We start from the raw sequence: 19733 nt of genomic DNA, 5'->3' as shown, positions 1-19733 counted from the left end.
GATGGTTTGCCACTTAAGTTTGACCGGTGTCGTTGTGGCCCCTATGAGTAGAAGGACTCATGACGCCTGCCCCGATGCGGGGGAGGATCAGCGCATGACAATGATCAGGACGACGGGGGTCCGGCGCGGGATGCTGCTGATAGCAGTGCTGGCCATGCTGGCGGCGGGGTGCGGAACACATCGGCCAGGGGACAACGCCGGTGCGGACGGGCCCTCGCGGACCGCGGCGGCGACACCGAGCACGCCGGTGGACTTCCCGTGCCCCGGCGAGAGCCCCACGCTGGCGCCACCGACGACCGCAGACGCCCCGGGCCCGGCCGCGCCGCCCACCGACCACTACGCCGAGAACCACGGCTTCATGGTTCCCTTGCCGCTGCACGGCCGGCACCGCTGCGACGGGCTCGCGGCCGCCGGGCGCGTCGAGGGCGCGCTCGAACCGCTGCGTGAACGCGGTGATTTCGACCCGGAGAGCACCCGCAACGCGCTCACCCAACTCGGCTACCCCGCCAGGAAAGTGCAGACGTACCAGAACGGCCCCACCGGGGTCAGCTTTCTCATCGACGCCTTCCCCCTGTGCGTGGAGGGCACGATGAACCGCGCCTCCACCCTGGCGGACGCCTTCGCCGGCTACCCCGACCACTCCGGCTGCGACCGTCCCACCGGAGGCCACTGACCATCAGCAGCCCCACCAGTCAAACTTCGCCGGCAGGGGCATCCGCCCGCGCCCCGCGGGCTCACGACACCTGGGCCTCCTTCCTGCGGGCCCAAGCCGCCCGCCTGTTGGCTTGCGACTTTTTCCATGCGAACACTGCGTTCGGCCGACGGCTGTACGTGCTCTTTGTCATGGAGGTGGCAACGCGCCGGGTGCACACCCTCGGCATCACTGCACACCCGAACCGGGACTGGGCGACCCAGCAAGTGCGGAACTTGATGACGGACCTCGAAGACCGGCTGGACCGGTTCCGATTCGTCCTTCGTGATCGGGTCGGGAAGTTCTCCGACGCCTTCGACGCGTGCTTGTCGGCGCAAGCGTGCAAATCCTCCTCTCACCGCCGAGATCGCCGAAGGCGAACGCCTTCGCGGAACGCTGGGTCGGCGCCGTCCGCCGTGAGTGCCGTTCGAAGTGGGGAGCCCCACAGGATGAGTTTTTCGGCAAGGGCAACCTCGACGCAAGGAGCTTCGTCACGTCACGGCCCCTGCGCCACCCGATCCGGGCGCGATCGGAAGAGCTCGCTGACAATGCATCGATCCGGTGATCGGCCGAATCACCAACTCTTCGGTACGCTCACCACGTTACCGAAGAGCGGTGAAGCGAGCGGTCTTGGTGGCGGGCGCCGCGCGCCAGGGGGAGGTATCGGAAATGAGTGGCACAGACACGGACTTCCCGGTCGCTGATGCTTCGGGGAGCGCGATTCCCGCAGACCTGGCCAGCCTGGAGTCCGAGGTCCGCAGCTACAGCCGGGCGTGGCCGGCCGTCTTCAGGTCGGCGTCCGGAAGTCGGCTGCGAACCGACACGGGAGACTCGTATCTGGATTTCTTCGCCGGCGCCGGATCCCTCAACTACGGTCACAACAACCCAGTTCTGAAGCGGGCGCTGCTGGAGTACCTCGATGCCGACGGGATCACTCACGGCCTGGACATGATGACCTCGGCCAAGGCGGATTTTCTGCGCGCCTTCCAGGCGAAGGTGCTCGATCCGCGGGGGCTCGATCACAAGGTCCAGTTCACCGGACCCACCGGCACGAACGCGGTGGAAGCGGCGCTCAAGCTCGCCCGCAAGGTGACCGGTCGGCACGCCGTGGCTGCCTTCACGCACGCGTTCCACGGAATGAGCCTCGGCTCCCTGGCCGTGACCGCCGGGCCGAAACAGGCCGGAGCCGGAATACCCGTCGGCCACACCCTGCGCCTGCCCTACGACGGCTTCGGAACTTCCGGAGGATCCGGCCTCGACCTCTTCGAGGAACTGCTCAAGGATTGCGGCAGCGGCGTCGAGGTCCCCGCCGCGGTGATCGTGGAGACCGTCCAGGGTGAGGGCGGAGTGAATGTGGCCTCGGTCGACTGGCTCCAGCGTCTTGCCTCGTTGTGCGAGCGCTGGGAGATGCTCCTCATCCTGGACGACGTGCAAACAGGTTGCGGCCGTACCGGCCACTTCTTCAGCTTCGAGTCCGCCGGGATTCGCCCCGACCTTGTCTGCCTCTCGAAGTCGATCAGCGGCTACGGTCTGCCCATGGCCCTGCTGCTGCTGCGCCCGCAGTTCGACGTCTGGAAGCCGGGCGAGCACAACGGGACCTTCCGCGGCAACAACCCCGCCTTCGTCACAGCGACGGCCGCGTTGGCGAACTACTGGGCAGACAGCACGCTGACGGAGGCGACCGAGCGGAACTCACACCGGATCGGCGAATTCCTCGACCGCATCGCGCGCGCCCATCCGGAGTTCGGCCTCCGGTCCAGAGGCCGAGGCCTGATGTGGGGAATCGCCTTCGACCGGCCGGATCTGGCCCGCTTGATCAGCCGTGAGTCCTTCGCCCGTGGTCTCGTCATCGAGACCTCCGGCGCGCAGAGCCAGGTCCTCAAAATCCTTCCGCCGCTGACCATCACGGAGGCCGAACTGGATGAGGGGCTCGGCGTCATCGGCGACGCGATCGACAAACTGGCCGCGTTCTGAGACCTGCCGGACCGGGCTTCAGCCGTTCATTCGGGGGGATTCGCAGCCGGCAGCCGTACGCATTCGGCGGTCATCATCGACAAGGAGTGCGTTCCCGTTGCGGATGCGATGATCCGGTCCCCGAGTTCGAGCCGACCGCCGGCCGCGCTCTGGACCAGTGTGACGAGGCAGTCCGCGGAGAAACAGTGCCCGAGCTCTCCGACCTGGCCCAGAAGAAGCCGTTCCGCCGGAAATCCCATCGCCGAGGCGAGGAACTTCTGAGAGGTGATCCGGTAGTTTCCGAAGACGAGATATCTGACGTCATCCGGCTTCCCGTCGTCCTGCGCGGCGATGTCGGCGAGACCGTCCACCGCCAGCTTGATGATCGACAGCAGTCCGGGCTCCGCGGTCGCCTTCCCATCGGGCCCGATGTCGGTTCTGGTGGTCATCGCCCCCACCTTGAAGTGGCTGCCCGCCGATTGCTCGAGTTCCCGGGTGACCAGGCAGGACACAGCGCCGTCGCTCAGTACGGACAAGCCGCTGAGCATCATCCGTTCCTTATCGGGTGCCCGGTCGGCCAGGACCAGGAGAACCCGGTCGTGCCGGCCCGAGTACAGGGCGTCCTTCGCCATCTGCAGCGCCGGGATCATATTGCCGCAACCGTAACCGCACACGGCCAGATACGCGATCGTGCTGAGCCCGAGGCGACGCGCGATCTTCTCCAGGGAGGCGGCAGGAGACCGGTCGTTCTCACTCACGTAGACCAGGAGATCGGGCGGGCCCGGGGACTTGGCGAGAGAGCGCTCGCAGACTGCGGCGGCCATGTCCCAGATCTCCCGGTCGCTGACCAGGTAGTCGGCGAGGCCGGAGTCCGGCAAGGTCAACTGGGCGGCCTCGTCCCCGAGTTCCGAGACGGGACGGGGCTCGCCGTGCTCGTAGCAGATGGCAGACAGGTGGATCGCGCTCAACTCGGCCGCCCGGCACTCTCGTCCGACATCGCACGAACCAGGCTCTTCGGTCGCATATCGGTCCAGGCCTGGTCGACGTGCTCCAGGCATTCCGGGCGGCCAGCGGGCCCGAACACCGCCTCCCAGCCGGCCGGCCGCGCCAGGTCCGCGGGCCACAGCGAGTGCTGCCCCTCGGCGTTGACCACGACCAGGTACTGACCGTCGGGATCGTCGAACGGGTTCATCGAATCAGCTCCTTCTCCGACTGCGCGTCTCTCACTGGCCGGCATCTCGCATGCGGCGCAGGCGCGGCTTCGCCGGCGCCGGCTGCGCGGCGAGTGCGCTGCTGAGGCCGGCCACGCTGGGTGTTTCGAACACTGTGCGGATGTTCAGCTCCCGGCCCATCGCGGAACGGATCCGGTTGATCAGCCGGACCGCCAGCAGCGAATGCCCGCCGAGGTCGAAGAAGCTGTCGTCGATGCCGATCCGCTCGACTCCGAGCACCTCCGCGAAGATGCCGCACAGCGCCTCCTCCTCCCGCGTCCGCGGAGCCCGTCCCGGCCCGGTCCTGCGGTACTCGGGCCGCGGCAGCGTCGACCGGTCCAGTTTTCCGTTGGCCGACAGCGGCAGCCGGTCCAGCACCATGACCGCCGACGGCACCAGGTGTTCCGGCAGCAGCGAAGCGGCATGCCGGCGCAGCTCCTCCCCGTCCGTCCCCGCCGCGTCCTTGGGTGTTACATAGGCGACCAGCCGCGGGTCGCCGGGCTGGTCCTCGCGGACGACCACCGCGCACGCGGCGACGTCCGGCCGGCCGGCGAGCACGGCTTCGACCTCGCCGGGTTCGATCCGCATACCGCGGATCTTCACCTGCTGATCCGTCCGGCCGACGAACTCCAGCCTGCCCGCGGTGGTCCACCGCACCATGTCGCCGGTGCGGTACATCCTGCGGCCGGGGAGGTCGGCGAACGGGTCCGGCACGAAGGCCTGGGCGGTGAGGGCCGGCCGACGGAGGTAGCCCCAGCCGACCGCGGGTCCGGCCACGTAGAGTTCGCCAGGTACCCCGGCCGGAACCGGCGACAGGAACTCGTCCAGCACATACAGACCGGTGTTCCTGATCGGCCGGCCGATGGGAACCCTGTTGTCGGCGATCAGGTCCGGCTCGTCGATGACCGCGAGCGTGACGTCGTCGGCGCATTCAGCCGGGCCGTAGGCATTGACAACCGGGATCGAGGGGAAGCGGGCAAGCCAGCGCCGACACAGGTCGGCCGGCAGCGCCTCGCCGGTGACGAGCAGCCACCGCAGCGCGGTCGGTGCCGGCACCGGCAGACCGGCGTCCCACCCGTCCAGCGCTCCGCGCAGCAAGGAGGGCACCACCTGCAGCACAGTGACACCGGCCGCGGACACCCGGGCGAACACCGCCTGCGGATCCCTCACGGTGTCCTCGTCCGGGATGTCCACCCGGCCGCCGACCAGGAGGGCACAGAGCATCTGCCACACCGAGATGTCGAAGGTGACCGGCGCGGTGAACGCGATCCGGTCCCGCTCGGACAGGTCCAGCTCCTCGACCATGGCCAGCAGATGGTTGTGGGCTCCGGCGTGGTCCACCATTGCGCCCTTCGGCCGACCGGTTGAGCCCGAGGTGAAGATCACGTACGCCAGATCCTCTGGGCGATGCACCGTCGGCAACGGCCCGTCGCCGATCGAACCGGCGGGCTCGTCCGGCACGATCAGCCCGGCCGGATCGCCCAGTTCGGCGATGATCTGCTCCGCCTGGGGACGGCGGATCTGTTCCGTCAGCAGGAACCGCACGCCCGCCTCGGTGCACAGCGCGGCGTTGCGCGCCCCGGGTGAGCGGACATCCAGCGGCAGGTAGGCCGCACCGGCGGCGAGCACGCCGAGGAAGCAGGCGATCAGGGGCGCGCCGCGGGGCGCGAGCACCGCGACCGGCTCGCCGCGGCGGACCCCATATGCCGCAAGGTGCCGGGCCACCGTGTCGGCCATGGAGGCCAGTTGCGCGTAGCTCGTCGCGCCGTCGGGGCCGGCGGCGGCCACCCGGTCCGGCGCGGTGGCGGCCAACTCCCTGACTCGGGTGACCACATCCGGCCGCGCCGGCTCGTCTGCGGTAGACCGCCCTTCCGCGAACGGGCGCCGGTGCTCTTCGGGCGTCAGCACGTCGATCCGGCTCAGCCGCAGCCCGGGGTCCTCCGCCACGGACTGCAGGATCTGCTGGAACCGGACCGTCATGGCCTCGGCGGTGGCCTTCCCGAAGAGGTCCGCGCTGTAGCCGAGTTCGCCACGCAGTCCGGCGCATTCCCCGTCGTGGCGGGTGTCCTCGACCAGATCGATCGAGAGGTCGAATTTGGCGTGGGGGTAGGCCATGGGCTCCGCGCTCACATCCAGGCCGGTCAACTCCGGCAGCGCATCGGGAGCATTCTTGAATCCGACCATCGTCTGGAACAACGGATGCCGCGACAACGACCGCGCCGGATTGAGCACCTCCACCAAGTGCTCGAACGGCACATCCTGATGCGCAAAAGCCGCCAGATCCGTCTCCCGCACCCGCCCCAACAACTCCCCGAACGACGGATCCCCCGACACATCAACCCGCAACACCAACGTATTGACAAAGAACCCCACCAGCCGATCCAACGCCTCATCCAGCCGACCGGCCACCGGCGTCCCCACCGCAATATCCACCCCACCACCCAGACGCGACAACAACGCCACCCACGCCGCCTGCACCACCATGAACATCGTCACCCCATGCGCACGCGCCACCTCCCCCAACCGCGCATGCACACCCGCACCCACCACAAAACCAACCACCCCACCCCGATAACTCGACACCGCCGGCCGCACCCGGTCATACGGCAAATCCAACTCCTCCGGCACACCCTCCAAAACACCCCGCCAATACTCCACCTGCCGCGACAACACACTCCCCACATCACCCCCATCCCCCAACAACTCACGCTGCCACACCGTGTAATCCCCATACTGCACCGACAACCCAACCCACCCCGGAACCACACCCCCCACCCGCGCCCCATACGCCTCCGCCAAATCCCCCATCAACACACCCAACGACCACTCGTCGGCGGCAATATGATGCACCACCAACACCAAAACAAACTCACCCTCACCCACCCCCAACAACCACACCCGAACCGGCACCTCACACGCCAGATCGAAGCCCTCGTCGGCTACCGCCGCGATCCGCTCGGCAAGGCCGGATTCCGGGACCTGCTCGACGTGCACGAGCGGAACGGATGATTCGGGGGCGAGCACCTGCTGATACGGTCCGGTATCGCCTTCCGGGTACACGGTTCGCAGGACCTCGTGGCGTGCGCTGAGGTCCGCGATGGCGGCCTGCAGCGCGGCCTGGTCCACTTCTCCCCTGAGGCGCAGGGCGATGGGAATGTTGTACGTCGCGCTGGGGCTCTCCAGGCGGTTGAGGAACCACAGGCGGGACTGCGCGTAGGAGAGCGGGACCCGGTCCGGGCGCATCGTGGGGGCCAGCGCCGGACGGGTCAGGCCGGCGGCACCCGCGGCCCGCTCCGCGAGGGCGGCCGGCGTCGGCGCCTCGAACAGCACCCGTATAGGCAGCTCCAGGCCCAGCTCGGCGCGAATCCGGCTGACCAGGCGGGTGGCCAGCAGTGAGTGCCCGCCCAGCCGGAAGAAGTCGTCGTCGACCGCGACCGCGGGCAGTTTCAACAGCTCGGCGAAGAGGAGGCAGAGTGCCGCCTCGAGCCCCGTGCGCGGGGCGGTGCCCGAGGACTCGATGACAGGCTCGGGCAGTGCGCGCCGGTCCAATTTGCCGTTCCTGGTCAGCGGAAGCCGGTCCAGTTCGACGAATTCGCCCGGCAGCATGTAGTCGGGCAGGCTCGCGGCGAGATGCCGGGTCAGCGCCGACCGGTCCAGTTCTCCGCGCGGCACGACATAGGCGACCAGGCGCTTGAGCCCGAGACGGTCCTCGGCGCCGACCACCGCGGACTGCTGGACGCCGGGGTGCCGGCCGAGTGCCTGCTCGATCTCGCCCAGCTCGACCCGGTTGCCCCGGATCTTGACCTGCTGATCGGTCCGGCCCAGGTATTCGAGCAGGCCGTCGGGCCGTCGGCGCACCAGGTCACCGGTGCGGTACATCCGGGTTCCTGCCGGGCCATAGGGGTCGGCGACGAAGCGTTCCGCGGTCAGGCCGGGCCGGTTGTGATAGCCGCGGGCCAGCTGCGCGCCGGCGATGTAGAGCTCCCCGCGCACGCCCGTCGGCACCGGCTGCAGCCTCTCGTCGAGCACGTAAACCGCGGTGTTCGGGATCGGGCTGCCTATCGGCACGTTCCATGGCCACTCCCCGGGATCCGCGGGGAGCGTGTAGTGCGTCACGAGGTGGCTCTCGGTGGGGCCGTAGTGGTTGTGCAGCGTGCAACCTGGGCGGGCCTCGAAGAACCGCCGCAGTGCGTCCGTCGGCGTCAGCGCCTCCCCTGCCTGGGCGATGTGCCGCAGCCCGGCGAGCGGGAGCCCGGCCGACTCCGCGGCCTCGCAGACCGCGGCCACCACCAGGTTCGGCGCGAATAGCTCGGTGATCCCGCGCCGGTCCAGCCATCGCGCGAACCGCTCCGGGTCCCGCCGCAGGTCCTCGTCCGGGATGGACAGCCGGCCGCCGCCGAGGCCGGCGGTGAGCAGTTCCTGCGCGGAGACGTCGAAGCCGATCGACGTGAACTGGGCCACCCGACCGGTCGGCAGGGCGCTCCCGTGCCAGGTGGTCAGGTTCACCAGCGCCGACCCCGGCATGGTGACGGCCTTCGGCGTTCCCGTAGAGCCAGAGGTGTACATGACGTAGGCCGGATGGTCCGGCCGCAACAGGGCGGTCCGCTCGGCGTCGGAGAGGTCCCAGTCCGGGAACCGGGCCGACTCCGGAGCGTCGACGAGCAGCACCGGGACCGGCGTGTCCCCCAGGCTGGCCGCGGAGGTGCAGCTGAGCACGGCCGAGGGGGATGCGTCCTGGAGCATGAAGGCGATCCGGTCGGCCGGAAGGCTCAGGTCCAAGGGCAGATAAGCCGCCCCGGTCTTCAGCACCGCCCACACCGCGACGACGAGCTCCGGCGAGCGGGGCAGGGCCACCGCGACGATCCGCTCCGGTCCCGCCCCGAGTTGGACGAGCTGACGGGCGAGTTGGTTGGCCCGTGCGTTCAGCTGCGCGTAGGAGACCTCGGTGCCGTCCGACTCCACGGCCGCCGCGGCCGGTGTCCGGGCCACCTGCTCCTCGAACAGCGCCGGCAGGGTAGCGTTCGGGCGATCACCGACGGCACCGCCGACCTCCCCGGCGGTCAGTTGCCGTTGCTCCTCGGGCAGCAGGACGTCGATTCGGGAGACCGATTGACCGGGGTCCGCCGCGACCACCTCAAGGAGCCGGACCAGCCGAGCAGCCATGAGGTCGACGGTGTCGTGGTCGAAAAGGTCGGCGGCGTACTCCAGGAGGCCCTCGATGCCGGCCGGCCGCCCGTCCGCGTCGCGCTGCTCGGCGAATTCGGCCATCAGGTCGAATTTGGCGTGGGGGTAGGCCATGGGCTCCGCGCTCACATCCAGGCCGGTCAACTCCGGCAGCGCATCGGGAGCATTCTTGAATCCGACCATCGTCTGGAACAACGGATGCCGCGACAACGACCGCGCCGGATTGAGCACCTCCACCAAGTGCTCGAACGGCACATCCTGATGCGCAAAAGCCGCCAGATCCGTCTCCCGCACCCGCCCCAACAACTCCCCGAACGACGGATCCCCCGACACATCAACCCGCAACACCAACGTATTGACAAAGAACCCCACCAGCCGATCCAACGCCTCATCCAGCCGACCGGCCACCGGCGTCCCCACCGCAATATCCACCCCACCACCCAGACGCGACAACAACGCCACCCACGCCGCCTGCACCACCATGAACATCGTCACCCCATGCGCACGCGCCACCTCCCCCAACCGCGCATGCACACCCGCACCCACCACAAAACCAACCACCCCACCCCGATAACTCGACACCGCCGGCCGCACCCGGTCATACGGCAAATCCAACTCCTCCGGCACACCCTCCAAAACACCTCGCCAATACTCCACCTGCCGCGACAACACACTCCCCACATCACCCCCATCCCCCAACAACTCACGCTGCCACACCGTGTAATCCCCATACTGCACCGACAACCCAACCCACCCCGGAACCACACCCCCCACCCGCGCCCCATACGCCTCCGCCAAATCCCCCATCAACGCACCCAACGACCACCGGTCGGCCGCAATATGATGCACCACCAACACCAAAACAAACTCACCCTCACCCACCCCCAACAACCACACCCGAACCGGCACCTCACACGCCAGATCGAAGACGCAGGACACCGCTTCGCGCACGGCCTCGTCCAGGCCGTCCGCACCGACCTTGCGCACATGGATCTCGGGGTGGGCGTCGTCCGGGTCCACTATGTGCTGCCGGGGCTCACCATCGACGGTGGGGAACACCGTCCGAAGCGACTCGTGCCGGGTCACCAGGTCGCGCACCGCGTCGGCGAGTGCCCCCGTGTCCACGGCGCCGCGGAGCCGTAGCAGGACCGGCACGTTGTACACCGGGTTCGGCCCTTCCAGCTGGGTGAGGAACCACAGTCGACGCTGGGCGTACGAGAGGGGAAGCGGCTGCGGCCGGTCCACCGGAAGCAGCCGAGGCCGCTCCCCGCCCTGGGCCTCGATCGCCTTGGCGAGCGCGGCCACCGTCGGCGCCTCGAACACGGTCCTGACCGTGATGTCCACGTCGAAGGCGGCCTTCACCTGACTGATCAGCCTGATGGCGTCTATCGACTGCCCGCTGAGATCGAAGAAGTTCTGCTCCCGGCCGATCCGGTCCAGGCCGAGCACCGCGCACCAGATCTGGTGCAGCAACTCCTCGGCGGGCGTCTGCGGCAGGTCCGAGGGGGCGTTCGGGCTGTTCCCGGCCTGCCCAGCGGTGAACTCAGGTATTGCGCGCATCGTGCTTCCCTCGTGTTTCCCCGATCGACCGCTGCGTGGGCCGGACCGGCTCAAGCCGTGCGGACGTCATGGTTTCGGTGGAGTGACGCCACAGCGTGCGGGCGCCGCGGCGGGCCGGGACAGCCGGCCGGAGAGAATCTCGGCGATCACCGCCAGGGCGTCCGGCTCCAGCATCTTGTGGTGACTGCACGGGACCTGCACGGCGTCGATCCGTCCGCCGACGAAGGGCCGCCAGAACCGCTCGGGGTCGAGCGGCTCCGAACGGTCCAGCGTCGCCCCGAAGAAGAGCAGGCTGCCGTGGTACCGGGGCGGCCGGTGATCACGTCTGAGCCTGCGGTGGTGCCGCAGCGACTCCAGGATCCGCCCCAGTTCTTCCGCGGAGAAGCCGTCGAGGCTGCCGAGGGCTTCTTCGAGCATGGCGGTGTGGTCCACCTCGCCCGAGTCCTCGTCCCAGTCCTCGCCCCACTCCGGCAGGCGGTCGCCCCGGGAATCGAAGCCCGGCGAGCTGTCGAGCAGGCACAGCAGGTCCACCTCCTGCCCCGCCGCCTCGAGCCGTGCGGCCATGGCGTGGGCGACCAGGCCGCCGAACGACCAGCCAAGCAGCCGGTACGGTCCCGTGGGCCGGATCGCGCGGATCTGCTCGACATAGCGGTACGCCATCTCCTCGACAGTGGCCGGCCTGACCTCCTCGGAGAACAGGCTTCGGTCCTGAAGGCCGTAGACCGGGACGTCCGGGTCGAGGTGGCGCAGAAGGCTGGTGTAGCCCCAGCTGATGCCGGTGCCCGGGTGCACACAGAACAGCGGCGGGCGCGTCCCGGAGGGGCGCAGTGGCAGCAGGGCGCCGCTGACGGCCGGCCCGGCCCCGACGTCAAGCCGCCGGCCCAGCCCGGCCACGGTGGGCTGTTCGAACAGGTCCCGCAGCCGCAGTTCCACCCCGAGAACCGTCCCGATCCGGGCGATCAGCCGGGCGGCAGAGAGCGAGTGACCGCCGAGCTCGAAGTAGCCCTGGTCCACGCCGACCTGCTCCAGTCCCAGCGATTCGGCAAACAGCTCGCTCAGCAGCTGCTCGACCGGGGTGCCCGGAGCCCGGTAGGCGCCCGGACCCGGCCGGGCCGGATCGGGCAGGGCCCGGTAGTCGAGCTTGCCGTTCGGGGTCAGCGGCAGGGCGGGAAGCACCGTCACCGCCGTCGGGACCATGTACTCCGGCAACTGCTGGCTCAACCCCTCGCGCAGCACCGCGCCGTCCGGCTCCGCGCCGTCCGCGGGAACCACGAAGGCCGCCAGCCACGGGTCTCCCGCACCCTCGTCCCGCGGCACCACGCAGGCCTGGCTCACGGACGGATCGGCGGTCAGCGCGGCCTCGATCTCGCCGGGTTCGATCCGGAACCCGCGAATCTTCACCTGCCGGTCGGCCCGGCCACCGAACTCGAGCACTCCGGAGGACCGCCACCGGGCCAGGTCGCCGGTGCGGTACATCCGCTCGCCGGGCGGCCCGAACGGACAGGCCACGAACCGCTCCGCGGACAGGCCGGGACGATTCAGATAGCCGCGGGCCAGGCCGGCGCCCGCCACGTAGAGCTCACCCAGCACCCCGGGCGGGACCGGATTGAGCCGATGGTCGAGCACGTACAACCGCGCATTGGCCTGAGGCCGGCCGATCGGCACCGGACCGGCCGGCAACTCGCTGTGCGGCTCGACCCGGAACTCGGCGCAGTTGACCGTGGTCTCGGTCGGCCCGTAGACGTTGCGGACCAGGACGTCCGGATACCTTCGGCGCCACGCGTCCAGCATCTCGGCGGTGAGCGCCTCACCGCCGAGCAGCAGTTCACTGCTCGGCGAGTACGCATCGGGCAGCTCGGCCAGCAGCGCGAGATGACTCGGCGTCGCCTTCATGAAGGTGGCGGGGAAGGCACCGATGCGGGCCGTTTCCTCGGGATCCGGGTCGGTGAGCGAGGCCAGCACGATGCAGCCGCCGAGGGTCAACGGGGTCCACAACGCGGTGACCGTCATGTCGAACGAGGGCGACGAGTGCACCAGCGCGGTCCCGGCCACCGCAGGGTAGTTGCGACCGCACCAGGTCAGGTGGTCGACCACGGCCGATTGCGGGACGACCACTCCCTTGGGACGGCCGGTGGAACCGGATGTGTAGATGACATAGGCCGGCAGACCGGGATCGAACAGGACTTGGGGAGCCGTGTCCGGTAGCCCGGTCAGGGTCGCGCGCAGCTCGTCGCCGTCGATGCACAGCTGCGGGACTCCGGCCACGGTCCCGTCTGCGGCGGCGCCCTCGACCTCCTCGACCGTGAGGACGAGTTCCGGACGGGCGTCACGCAGGACGAACGCGATGCGCTCGGCCGGGTACTCCACGTCCAGGGGCAGATAAGCGCCGCCGGCCTTGAGCACGGCCAACTGGGCGACGACCGCCTGGGCCGACCGGGGAATGCGGATCGCGACAAGTTTCTCCGGGCCGACGCCGTGCGCCACCAGCACGTGCGCCAGCCGGTTCGACCAGGCCTCCAGCTCGGCGTAGCTGAGGATCACGGCCCGGTCGATCACGGCCGGCGCCCCGGGCACGCGGGCGGCCTGGGCCGAGACCAACTCGGGCAGCGGCCTGAGCGGGACCGGCGCGGTCGGGCCGTTCCACTCCTCCAGCAGCAGGTGCCGGGTGCCCGGGTCGAGTATGTCCACCTCGCCGATCCGGGTCTGGGGCTCGGCGGCGAAGGCTTCGAGCAGCCGGCTCAGCTGCGCCGCCATCCGTTCGACCGTCTCCCGGTCGAAAAGGTCCGTGGCGTAGCGCAGTTCGCAGTCGAGACCGGCCGGAGCACCCGAGGCGTCGGTCTGCTCGGCGACCGCGAGGGTCAGGTCGAACTTCGAGGACTGCCATGTGACGCGTTCGAAGTCAACCTGGAGGCCGGGCAGGTCGAACCCGGTCTCCTGCACCGCTCCGTCGAAGACCAGCATCACCTGGAACAGCGGGTGCCGGGCGAGTGAGCGCGGCGGGTTGAGCACCTCCACCACCTGGTCGAACGGGAACTCCTGGTGCGCGTATGCGTCCAGGACCCGCCGTCGTACTCCGCCGAGCAGCGCTTCGAAGCCCGGGTCTCCCGATGTGCCGATGCGCAGCACAAGGGTGTTGGTGAAGAAGCCGACCAGCCCCTCAAGCGCCTCGTCGTCGCGAGCGGCGACCACGGTGCCGATGGGGATGTCCGGGCCGGCGCCCAGCCGAGTCAGCAGCGTGGCAAGCCCGGCGAGCACCACCATGAAGGTGCTCGCCTGCGCGCGGTGCGCCAGCCGGACCAACCCATGGTGCGCCTGCGCGCCGATCTCGAACGGGACGCCCTCCCCACGAAAGCTGCTCGCCGTCGGCCTAACGCGGTCCGTCGGCAGGGTGAGCTGGTCCGGCACTCCGGCAAGTTCGTCCGCCCAGAACTTCGACAGCCGCGCGTACTCGCTGTCCGGGGAGGACTCGTCCCCGAGCACCTCCCGCTGCCACAGGGAGTAGTCCGCGTACTGCACCGGCAGGGGCTCCCAGGCAGGGGCCGCGCCGGAGCACCGGGCGGCGTAGGCGATCCGCAGATCGCCGAGCAGGGGTGCCGTGGACCAGCCGTCGCACGCGATGTGGTGGATGACCAGTGACAGCACCGCGTCGCCCGGGGCAAGCAGGAGCAGCTCCGCATGGAACGGCAGTTCCGAGCGCAGGTCGAAGCGGTGCTCGGCGAGCTGTGCCAGCTGCGCGGCGAGGTCGGCCTCGGCCACCGCCCGCGCGGGCACCGGGAACGGCGCCGCCTCCGGGGCCAGCACGTGCTGCTGCGGGACGCCGTCGGTCTCGGAGTAGACCGTGCGCAGGATCTCGTGCCGGCGGACCACGTCGCCCACTGCCGCGATCAGCGCGTCCTGGTCGAGCGCCCCGGTAAACCGCAGGGCCATGGGGACGTTGTAGAGCGCGCTCGGCCCCTCGATCTCGTTGATCAGCCAGAGCCGCCGCTGAGCATAGGACAGAGGAATCACGCGCAAGCCCCTTCACTGCTGATTCTTCCGGTGAGGGCAGAAGCACACTGATGTGCTGGGCTATGCCACACCCGGCGTACTGGGCAGGGCCCCGGTACCCTGCCATGAGGTCCACAACGCGGCGTAGGAGCCGGCCGCGGCGAGAAGTTCCTGGTGCGAACCCGTCTCCACGATGCGCCCCTTCTCCATCACGATCACCCGGTCCGCGTCGTGCGCGGTGTGCAGCCGGTGGGCGATCGAGATCACCGTGCGCCCCGATAGCAGGGCGGCCAGGGAGCGTTCGAGGTCTCTGGCCACCTTCGGATTGAGCACCGATGTCGCCTCGTCGAGCACCAGCGTGTGCGGGTCGCTGAGCAGCAACCGGGCCAGGGACACCTGCTGCGCCTCGGCGGGCGAGATCTCCCTGGTGCCGGTACCGAGCCGGGTGTCGAGGCCCAGTTCGGACACCCAGGTCCACGCGGCGACCGCCTCCAGGCACTCCCGCAGTTCGTCGTCGCTCGCGGAAGGCTTGGCCAACAGCAGGTTGTCCCGGACCGAGCCGTTGAAGAAGTGGTACTCCTGGGTCACCAGGGCGATCTCCGACCGCAGTTCGGAGCGTGGGATGTCGGTCAGCGCCACGCCGCCCCGCGAGACGGAGCCCTTGCGCGGTGGATCGATCCCGGCGAGCAGGCGGCCCAGCGTGGTCTTTCCGGCGCCGGACGGGCCCACGATGGCGATTCGCTCGCCTTCGCGCACGGTGAAGCTGACATCGTGCAGGACGTCGTGGCCGGCCGAATACCCGTAACAGACCTCCTTCACCTCGATGTCCCTCGACGGAACGGCCGGCGCGCGGCGCGGTTCGGCGGAGGCGGCGGACACCCGGAGCTCGTCGGTCCGCTCCTGGGAGACGCCCAGCAGGCGGGCCACGGAGGCGCCGGCGAGCTGAAGCTTGTCCTGGTTGTAGAGGAGCAGATCGATCAGGCCGGCGAGCTGCTGGGTGTAGAGGGTCGCCGCGGTGATCCCGGCGAGCGACACCCAGCTGTGGTCGTAGAAGTAGCCGCCGAGGACGATGGTGGCGACTGTGGGGATCGCGATGGCGGTGTCGGTGACGGGCAGGAACACGGACCGCAGGCTCAACGTGTAGCGCTCGGCTTGGTAGGCGACTCCGATGTCCTCGCGAAGCCGTTGCGCGCGCCAGGAGTTCAGGCGCAGAGACTCGACGGTCCTGGACCCGTTGATCGTCTCGGCCAGGGACTCGGTCGCTTTGGCGTAGGACGCCCGCTCGCGCAGGTAGCCGTCCCGCGCACGGGACAGGTACCAGCGGGCGATCGGCCACAGGATCGGCACCGCCAGCAGGCAGGGGAAGATCATCAGCCAGCCCACCAGCAGCAGTGCACCGAGCATCACCACCATGGTGGTCAGCGTGACCAGCGTGCTGGGCACGTTCGTGCGGGCGGCCTGGGTGAGTGCCTGCACGTCCCGTGTCGAGCGGGTGATCAGATCGCCGACGCCGGCGCTCTCGATCGTGGCCAGCGGCAGGCGGAGGACGTCGCGGACGAAGTCCTCGCGCAGCTCGGCGACGACCTTCTCGGTCAGCCGGGCGGTGTGGTAGTTGGCCAGACTCAGCGTCCCGGCCTGGAGGAGCAGGAAGACGATGATCAACAGCACCATCACGGTGACCCGGTTGATCCCGGACTGCACCTGTTCCACCAGGCGGCCGAGGAGCCACGGAGCGACGAGCCCGCACCCTGCCGTCAGCGCCTGCAGCCCGAGGGCCAGGGAGAGCTGTTTCGGATGCTTGAGGACGACTTTGCGGGCATAGCTGCGCACCGCCTTCCTCGAAGCGACGGGCAGTGCGGTCACGCCAGATCAACCCCTCTTGTCACCAGCGACTCATAGCGCCTGTCCGCCAGCAGACTGTCGTGCGTGCCGGCCGCGGCCACCGTGGAGTCCTCCACGTACCAGACGTTGTCCGCCAGGCTCAGGACGGCCGGGCTGGTGGTGAAGACCACAGTCGTCCGGCCCGCGCGGTTCGCCCGCACCCGCTGTGCCACCTTCGCCTCGGTCAGCGCGTCCAGGGCGCTGGTCGGCTCGATCAGGACGAGGATCTGCGGATCGGCCAGCAGCGCCCGCACCAGCCGCAGCCGCTGGCGCTCGCCGCCGGAGAAGTTCCCGCCGCCGGCCTGCAGTTCGCTGTCCAGGCCCGCCGGCAGTGCCTCGATGATCTCGAGCGCCGAAGCGGCCGCGGCGGTGTCCATCACGCGCTCGGGCGAGGCCTCGTGGGTGGGATCAAGCTCGTCGCTGAGCACGCCGGCGAACAGGTAGTCGTCGTTGCGCACGATCAGCACCCGCTCGCGCACGGTCTCCAGGTGCAGTTGCGACAACGGGGTCCCGGCGATTGTGGCCCCTGACTCGACGTAGCGTCCGAGCCGGTCGCCGAGGGCCGCCGCGTCGGCCGAGGAGGCGCAGGCCACCACGTTGAACGAGCCGGCGGGGAAGGCCAGTCCGGACTCCGGGTCGGCCAGTTCGGCGCGCGCCGCGGGCTCCAGCCCGCCCAGGCCGCCCAGGCCGCCCAGGCCGCCCGGGCCGTCCGGGCCGTCCAGGCCGTCCAGGCCGTCCAGCAGGTTCCGTCCCAGGGCCAGGAACTGTCTGACCCGGTCGGCCGAGACCCTGCCCTGGTTCATGAAGTCGACCGAGTCGGTGATCCAGCGCAGCGGGGTGGCGAGGAAGACGGTGTAACCGTAGAACGCGACCAGCTGGCCGACCTGAAGCTGGCCGGTCAGGACGAGGTGGGCGCCGAGCCAGACCACGGCCAGGGAGAACAGGCCGGTGAGGATGGTCCGCACGCCGGCGACCCCGGCCTGCAGACGTGCGATGTCGGTGGCCATCGCGCGGGTGCGCTGGGACTCCGACCGGAAGAGCCGCGCGTAGTGCTCCTCACCGCCGATGCCGCGCAGCACCCGCAGCCCGCCGGCGATGTCGATGGCGATCCCGGACAACTCGCCCTGCTGCTTTCGTACTTCCTGCTGCTTCCGCCGGACCGGGAGCAGGATCTTGGTGAGCAGCCAGACGATCAGCGGCGTGCCGATCAGCACGATCAGCCCGAGCTGCCACGCGGAGGTCAGCATGATGACGGCGACCACGACGACGGCGACGGCAGCACCGGCGCCCCGGGAGGTCGCTGCCAGCGCGGCACCGATCGGCGTGATGTCGCCGATCCCGATGTTCATCACCTCGCCCGCCGAGATCCGCTCCCGCAGCGTCGCACCCAGATGGGCGGCGTGCCGGTTGACCAGCTGCATCGTCCGGAAGGACGCGCCCATGTTGTTGGCGAAGTCGCAGCGCTCCTGGAGCGTGGTGGTCATCGCCTGGAGCACGACGAGGCCGAACATCACCGCGCCCCAGGTCAGCAGCTCTGACCGGCTGTGGCCGAGGATGCCTCGGTCGATGACGAGACCGGTCACGAGCGGCACGTAGGAACGCGCCAGCATGGTGATGATCCCGTAGACGACGCCGAGTGCGATCGGAGCGCGCAGTTCTCGTGCGAGCCATAAAAAGAGTCGGGAAGGGGCACGGCAGTCTGGTTTCCCCGTGTCACTGAGCGGAATATCACGCATAGGGCCACCAAGATACGTTGTCAAAGCCTGTCATGCCACGGTCGAAAAACCAGCCACACCCCGCTTTCCGGCCCGGCCCTCATCGCCACGCGGCGTAGTAGCGCCGCAGCGCCTCCCACTTCTGGTCGCTCATCGTCACAAGGAATTCCGCGGGAGGCGTGAACTCCGCATCGAGGTCGTTGGCTGTCTTGAGGTACTTCTCGGTCAGCGCTTCCTCGATGATCCCGGGCCACTCGCCGGTGATGTTCCACTTGCGCTCGTAGCCGGTGGCGACCATGTGCGACACGGCGCTGGCCACCACCTGCTCGCGGGTCCCGGGTGCGAGCGGCGCGCGCACGGGGGCGAAGGCGATCAGCTCCCTGACCTGGCCGGCCCCCTTCTCGATCATGTCCGCCATTTCCCGGGCGAGCAGCGGCGACTGGTTCAGGCCGTCGCGGTAGGTGCCGCTCGCCATCCACAGCCCGTCCACGCCGGTGGCTCCGAACAGTGGGTAACCGTCGGCGGGGATCGGCCGGTTGCCGACCTGCGTGGCCACCAGGGCCGCGTCCTCCAGGCCCGTGTGCAGCTGGTCTATGGCGCAGTCGACCAGGAACTTCAGGTCCTTGAGGTCAGCGTTTTCGCGCGGGGTGTCGGAGATGATGTTCGTCGCGCCGAGGTAGAGCATGCCGTCGCCGCGGGGCACGCAGTGCAGGCCGCAGGCGAGCGCCCGGTTGGGCGTCCGCAGAACCGAGCGGGGCAGCGACCGGTCCTTGGTGCGAACGAGCGCGGAGACGCCGTAACCGCTCACCATCGGGGGGACCTTGCGGTGGAGGTCCTCCAGGCCCGCGAGCAGGTCCACCGAGTGCGCGCCCGCGGCCACGATCACATGCCGGGCGGTGAGCGTCTCGCCGTTGGCGAGCACCACGCCCGCCACGGAGTCGCCGTCGGTCACCAGCGAGGTGACCTGCTCCTCGACCACCACGCCCTGAGCCTTGATCAGTGCCGCATCCAGCTTCTCGAAGAGCCGGGCGGTGTTGACGGCGTGCTCTCGCGGCATGAAGAGAGCGCGGAGTGGGCGGAACAGCTCGTTGGGCTCCATCCAGTCGATGCTCTCCGTATCGACCAGCTCGTAGGGCTCGTGATGCTGGGTCAGGGCGGCCTCGATGACCGCGAAGTTGGTCGTGTCGATCGCCGATGTGCCGACGGAGTTCAGGATGACGAAGGTGCCGTCCGCGGTGACCAGTTCGGATTCGTCGCCGGAATAGGCCGAGAGACCCTCCAGCCAATCGGGCCACAGCTCCCGGGCCTGATAGTCCAGGGACAGTTTGTAACGCCCGTGTTCGGTTGCCATCAGCGGCTCGGTCACCTCGCCGAAGCAGCCGAGCATCGCACCCGCCGCGGTCGACGCCGCGTGCCGCCGGGCCCTGCCCCCGATCCGGGCCACGTTGTTCCCCCGGCGGGCCAGCTCGAAGGCTATGGACGAGCCCAGTGCGCCGTTCCCGATGACGATGACGTCGTTGCTCCTCGGCATGGTTGACTGCTCCTCAACTC

The 19733-nt window shown here is 69.4% G+C and carries 9 protein-coding genes; 2 read left to right on the top strand and 7 right to left on the bottom strand.

The genetic code is table 11. From position 1 onward, the window contains the following. The first annotated feature begins 94 nt into the window (after positions 1 to 94). Both NGB36_RS23830 and ectB read left to right on the top strand, forming a co-directional pair. A complete protein-coding gene (locus NGB36_RS23830; protein WP_255922479.1) occupies positions 95 to 673 on the top strand; it encodes a hypothetical protein in 579 nt (192 codons plus the stop codon). 687 nt (positions 674 to 1360) lie between these two features. After that, the gene (ectB, locus tag NGB36_RS23825; protein ID WP_255922478.1) at positions 1361 to 2665 is read left to right on the top strand and encodes a diaminobutyrate--2-oxoglutarate transaminase; all 1305 of its coding nucleotides are present in this window, start codon (positions 1361 to 1363) and stop codon (positions 2663 to 2665) included. A gap of 26 nt (positions 2666 to 2691) precedes the next feature. Here ectB and NGB36_RS23820 read toward each other — a convergent pair whose 3' ends face one another. The 7 genes from NGB36_RS23820 to NGB36_RS23790 all read right to left on the bottom strand — a co-directional run bounded on the left by NGB36_RS23820 (position 2692) and on the right by NGB36_RS23790 (position 19713). Next, positions 2692 to 3612, bottom strand: coding sequence for a 3-oxoacyl-[acyl-carrier-protein] synthase III C-terminal domain-containing protein (locus NGB36_RS23820; protein ID WP_255922477.1), 921 nt, complete (start codon positions 3610 to 3612; stop codon positions 2692 to 2694). Continuing rightward, positions 3609 to 3836, bottom strand: a complete 228-nt coding sequence (locus NGB36_RS23815) for an MbtH family protein (protein ID WP_255922476.1) — start codon at positions 3834 to 3836, stop codon at positions 3609 to 3611. The genes NGB36_RS23820 and NGB36_RS23815 overlap by 4 nt, the downstream gene beginning before the upstream one ends. A 31-nt stretch (positions 3837 to 3867) precedes the next feature. After that, entirely contained in the window at positions 3868 to 10599 is a 6732-nt protein-coding gene (locus NGB36_RS23810; RefSeq protein WP_255922475.1) for a non-ribosomal peptide synthetase, read from the bottom strand. A 66-nt stretch (positions 10600 to 10665) separates the two neighbouring features. Then, positions 10666 to 14607: a non-ribosomal peptide synthetase gene (locus NGB36_RS23805; RefSeq protein WP_255922474.1), complete on the bottom strand. Its 3942-nt coding sequence runs from the start codon at positions 14605 to 14607 to the stop codon at positions 10666 to 10668. Positions 14608 to 14667: 60 nt separating this feature from the next. Further along, positions 14668 to 16449, bottom strand: coding sequence for an ABC transporter ATP-binding protein (locus tag NGB36_RS23800; protein WP_255922473.1), 1782 nt, complete (start codon positions 16447 to 16449; stop codon positions 14668 to 14670). Then, the gene (locus NGB36_RS23795) at positions 16446 to 18203 is read right to left on the bottom strand and encodes an ABC transporter transmembrane domain-containing protein (RefSeq protein WP_255922472.1); all 1758 of its coding nucleotides are present in this window, start codon (positions 18201 to 18203) and stop codon (positions 16446 to 16448) included. Before NGB36_RS23795 ends, NGB36_RS23800 begins: the two co-directional genes overlap by 4 nt. Before the next feature lie 79 nt (positions 18204 to 18282). Beyond that, positions 18283 to 19713 carry an NAD(P)/FAD-dependent oxidoreductase gene (locus NGB36_RS23790; RefSeq protein WP_255922471.1) on the bottom strand — a complete coding sequence of 477 codons (1431 nt, stop codon included), beginning with the start codon at positions 19711 to 19713 and terminating at the stop codon, positions 18283 to 18285. Positions 19714 to 19733: the final 20 nt, after the last annotated feature.

The sequence above is a fragment of the Streptomyces humicola genome, from assembly GCF_024436035.1.
GTDB lineage: Bacteria > Actinomycetota > Actinomycetes > Streptomycetales > Streptomycetaceae > Streptantibioticus_B > Streptantibioticus_B humicola.
This window is presented reverse-complemented; position numbering and strand designations above follow the sequence as displayed.

Excerpts from the sequence above, each read along its gene's own strand:
- NGB36_RS23830 (WP_255922479.1), top strand. The coding sequence starts at position 95 with ATGACAATGATCAGGACGACGGGGGTCCGGCGCGGGATGCTGCTGATA.
- ectB (WP_255922478.1), top strand. The coding sequence starts at position 1,361 with ATGAGTGGCACAGACACGGACTTCCCGGTCGCTGATGCTTCGGGGAGC.
- NGB36_RS23815 (WP_255922476.1), bottom strand. The coding sequence starts at position 3,836 with ATGAACCCGTTCGACGATCCCGACGGTCAGTACCTGGTCGTGGTCAAC.
- NGB36_RS23810 (WP_255922475.1), bottom strand. The coding sequence starts at position 10,599 with ATGCGCGCAATACCTGAGTTCACCGCTGGGCAGGCCGGGAACAGCCCG.
- NGB36_RS23795 (WP_255922472.1), bottom strand. The coding sequence starts at position 18,203 with ATGCGTGATATTCCGCTCAGTGACACGGGGAAACCAGACTGCCGTGCC.
- NGB36_RS23790 (WP_255922471.1), bottom strand. The coding sequence starts at position 19,713 with ATGCCGAGGAGCAACGACGTCATCGTCATCGGGAACGGCGCACTGGGC.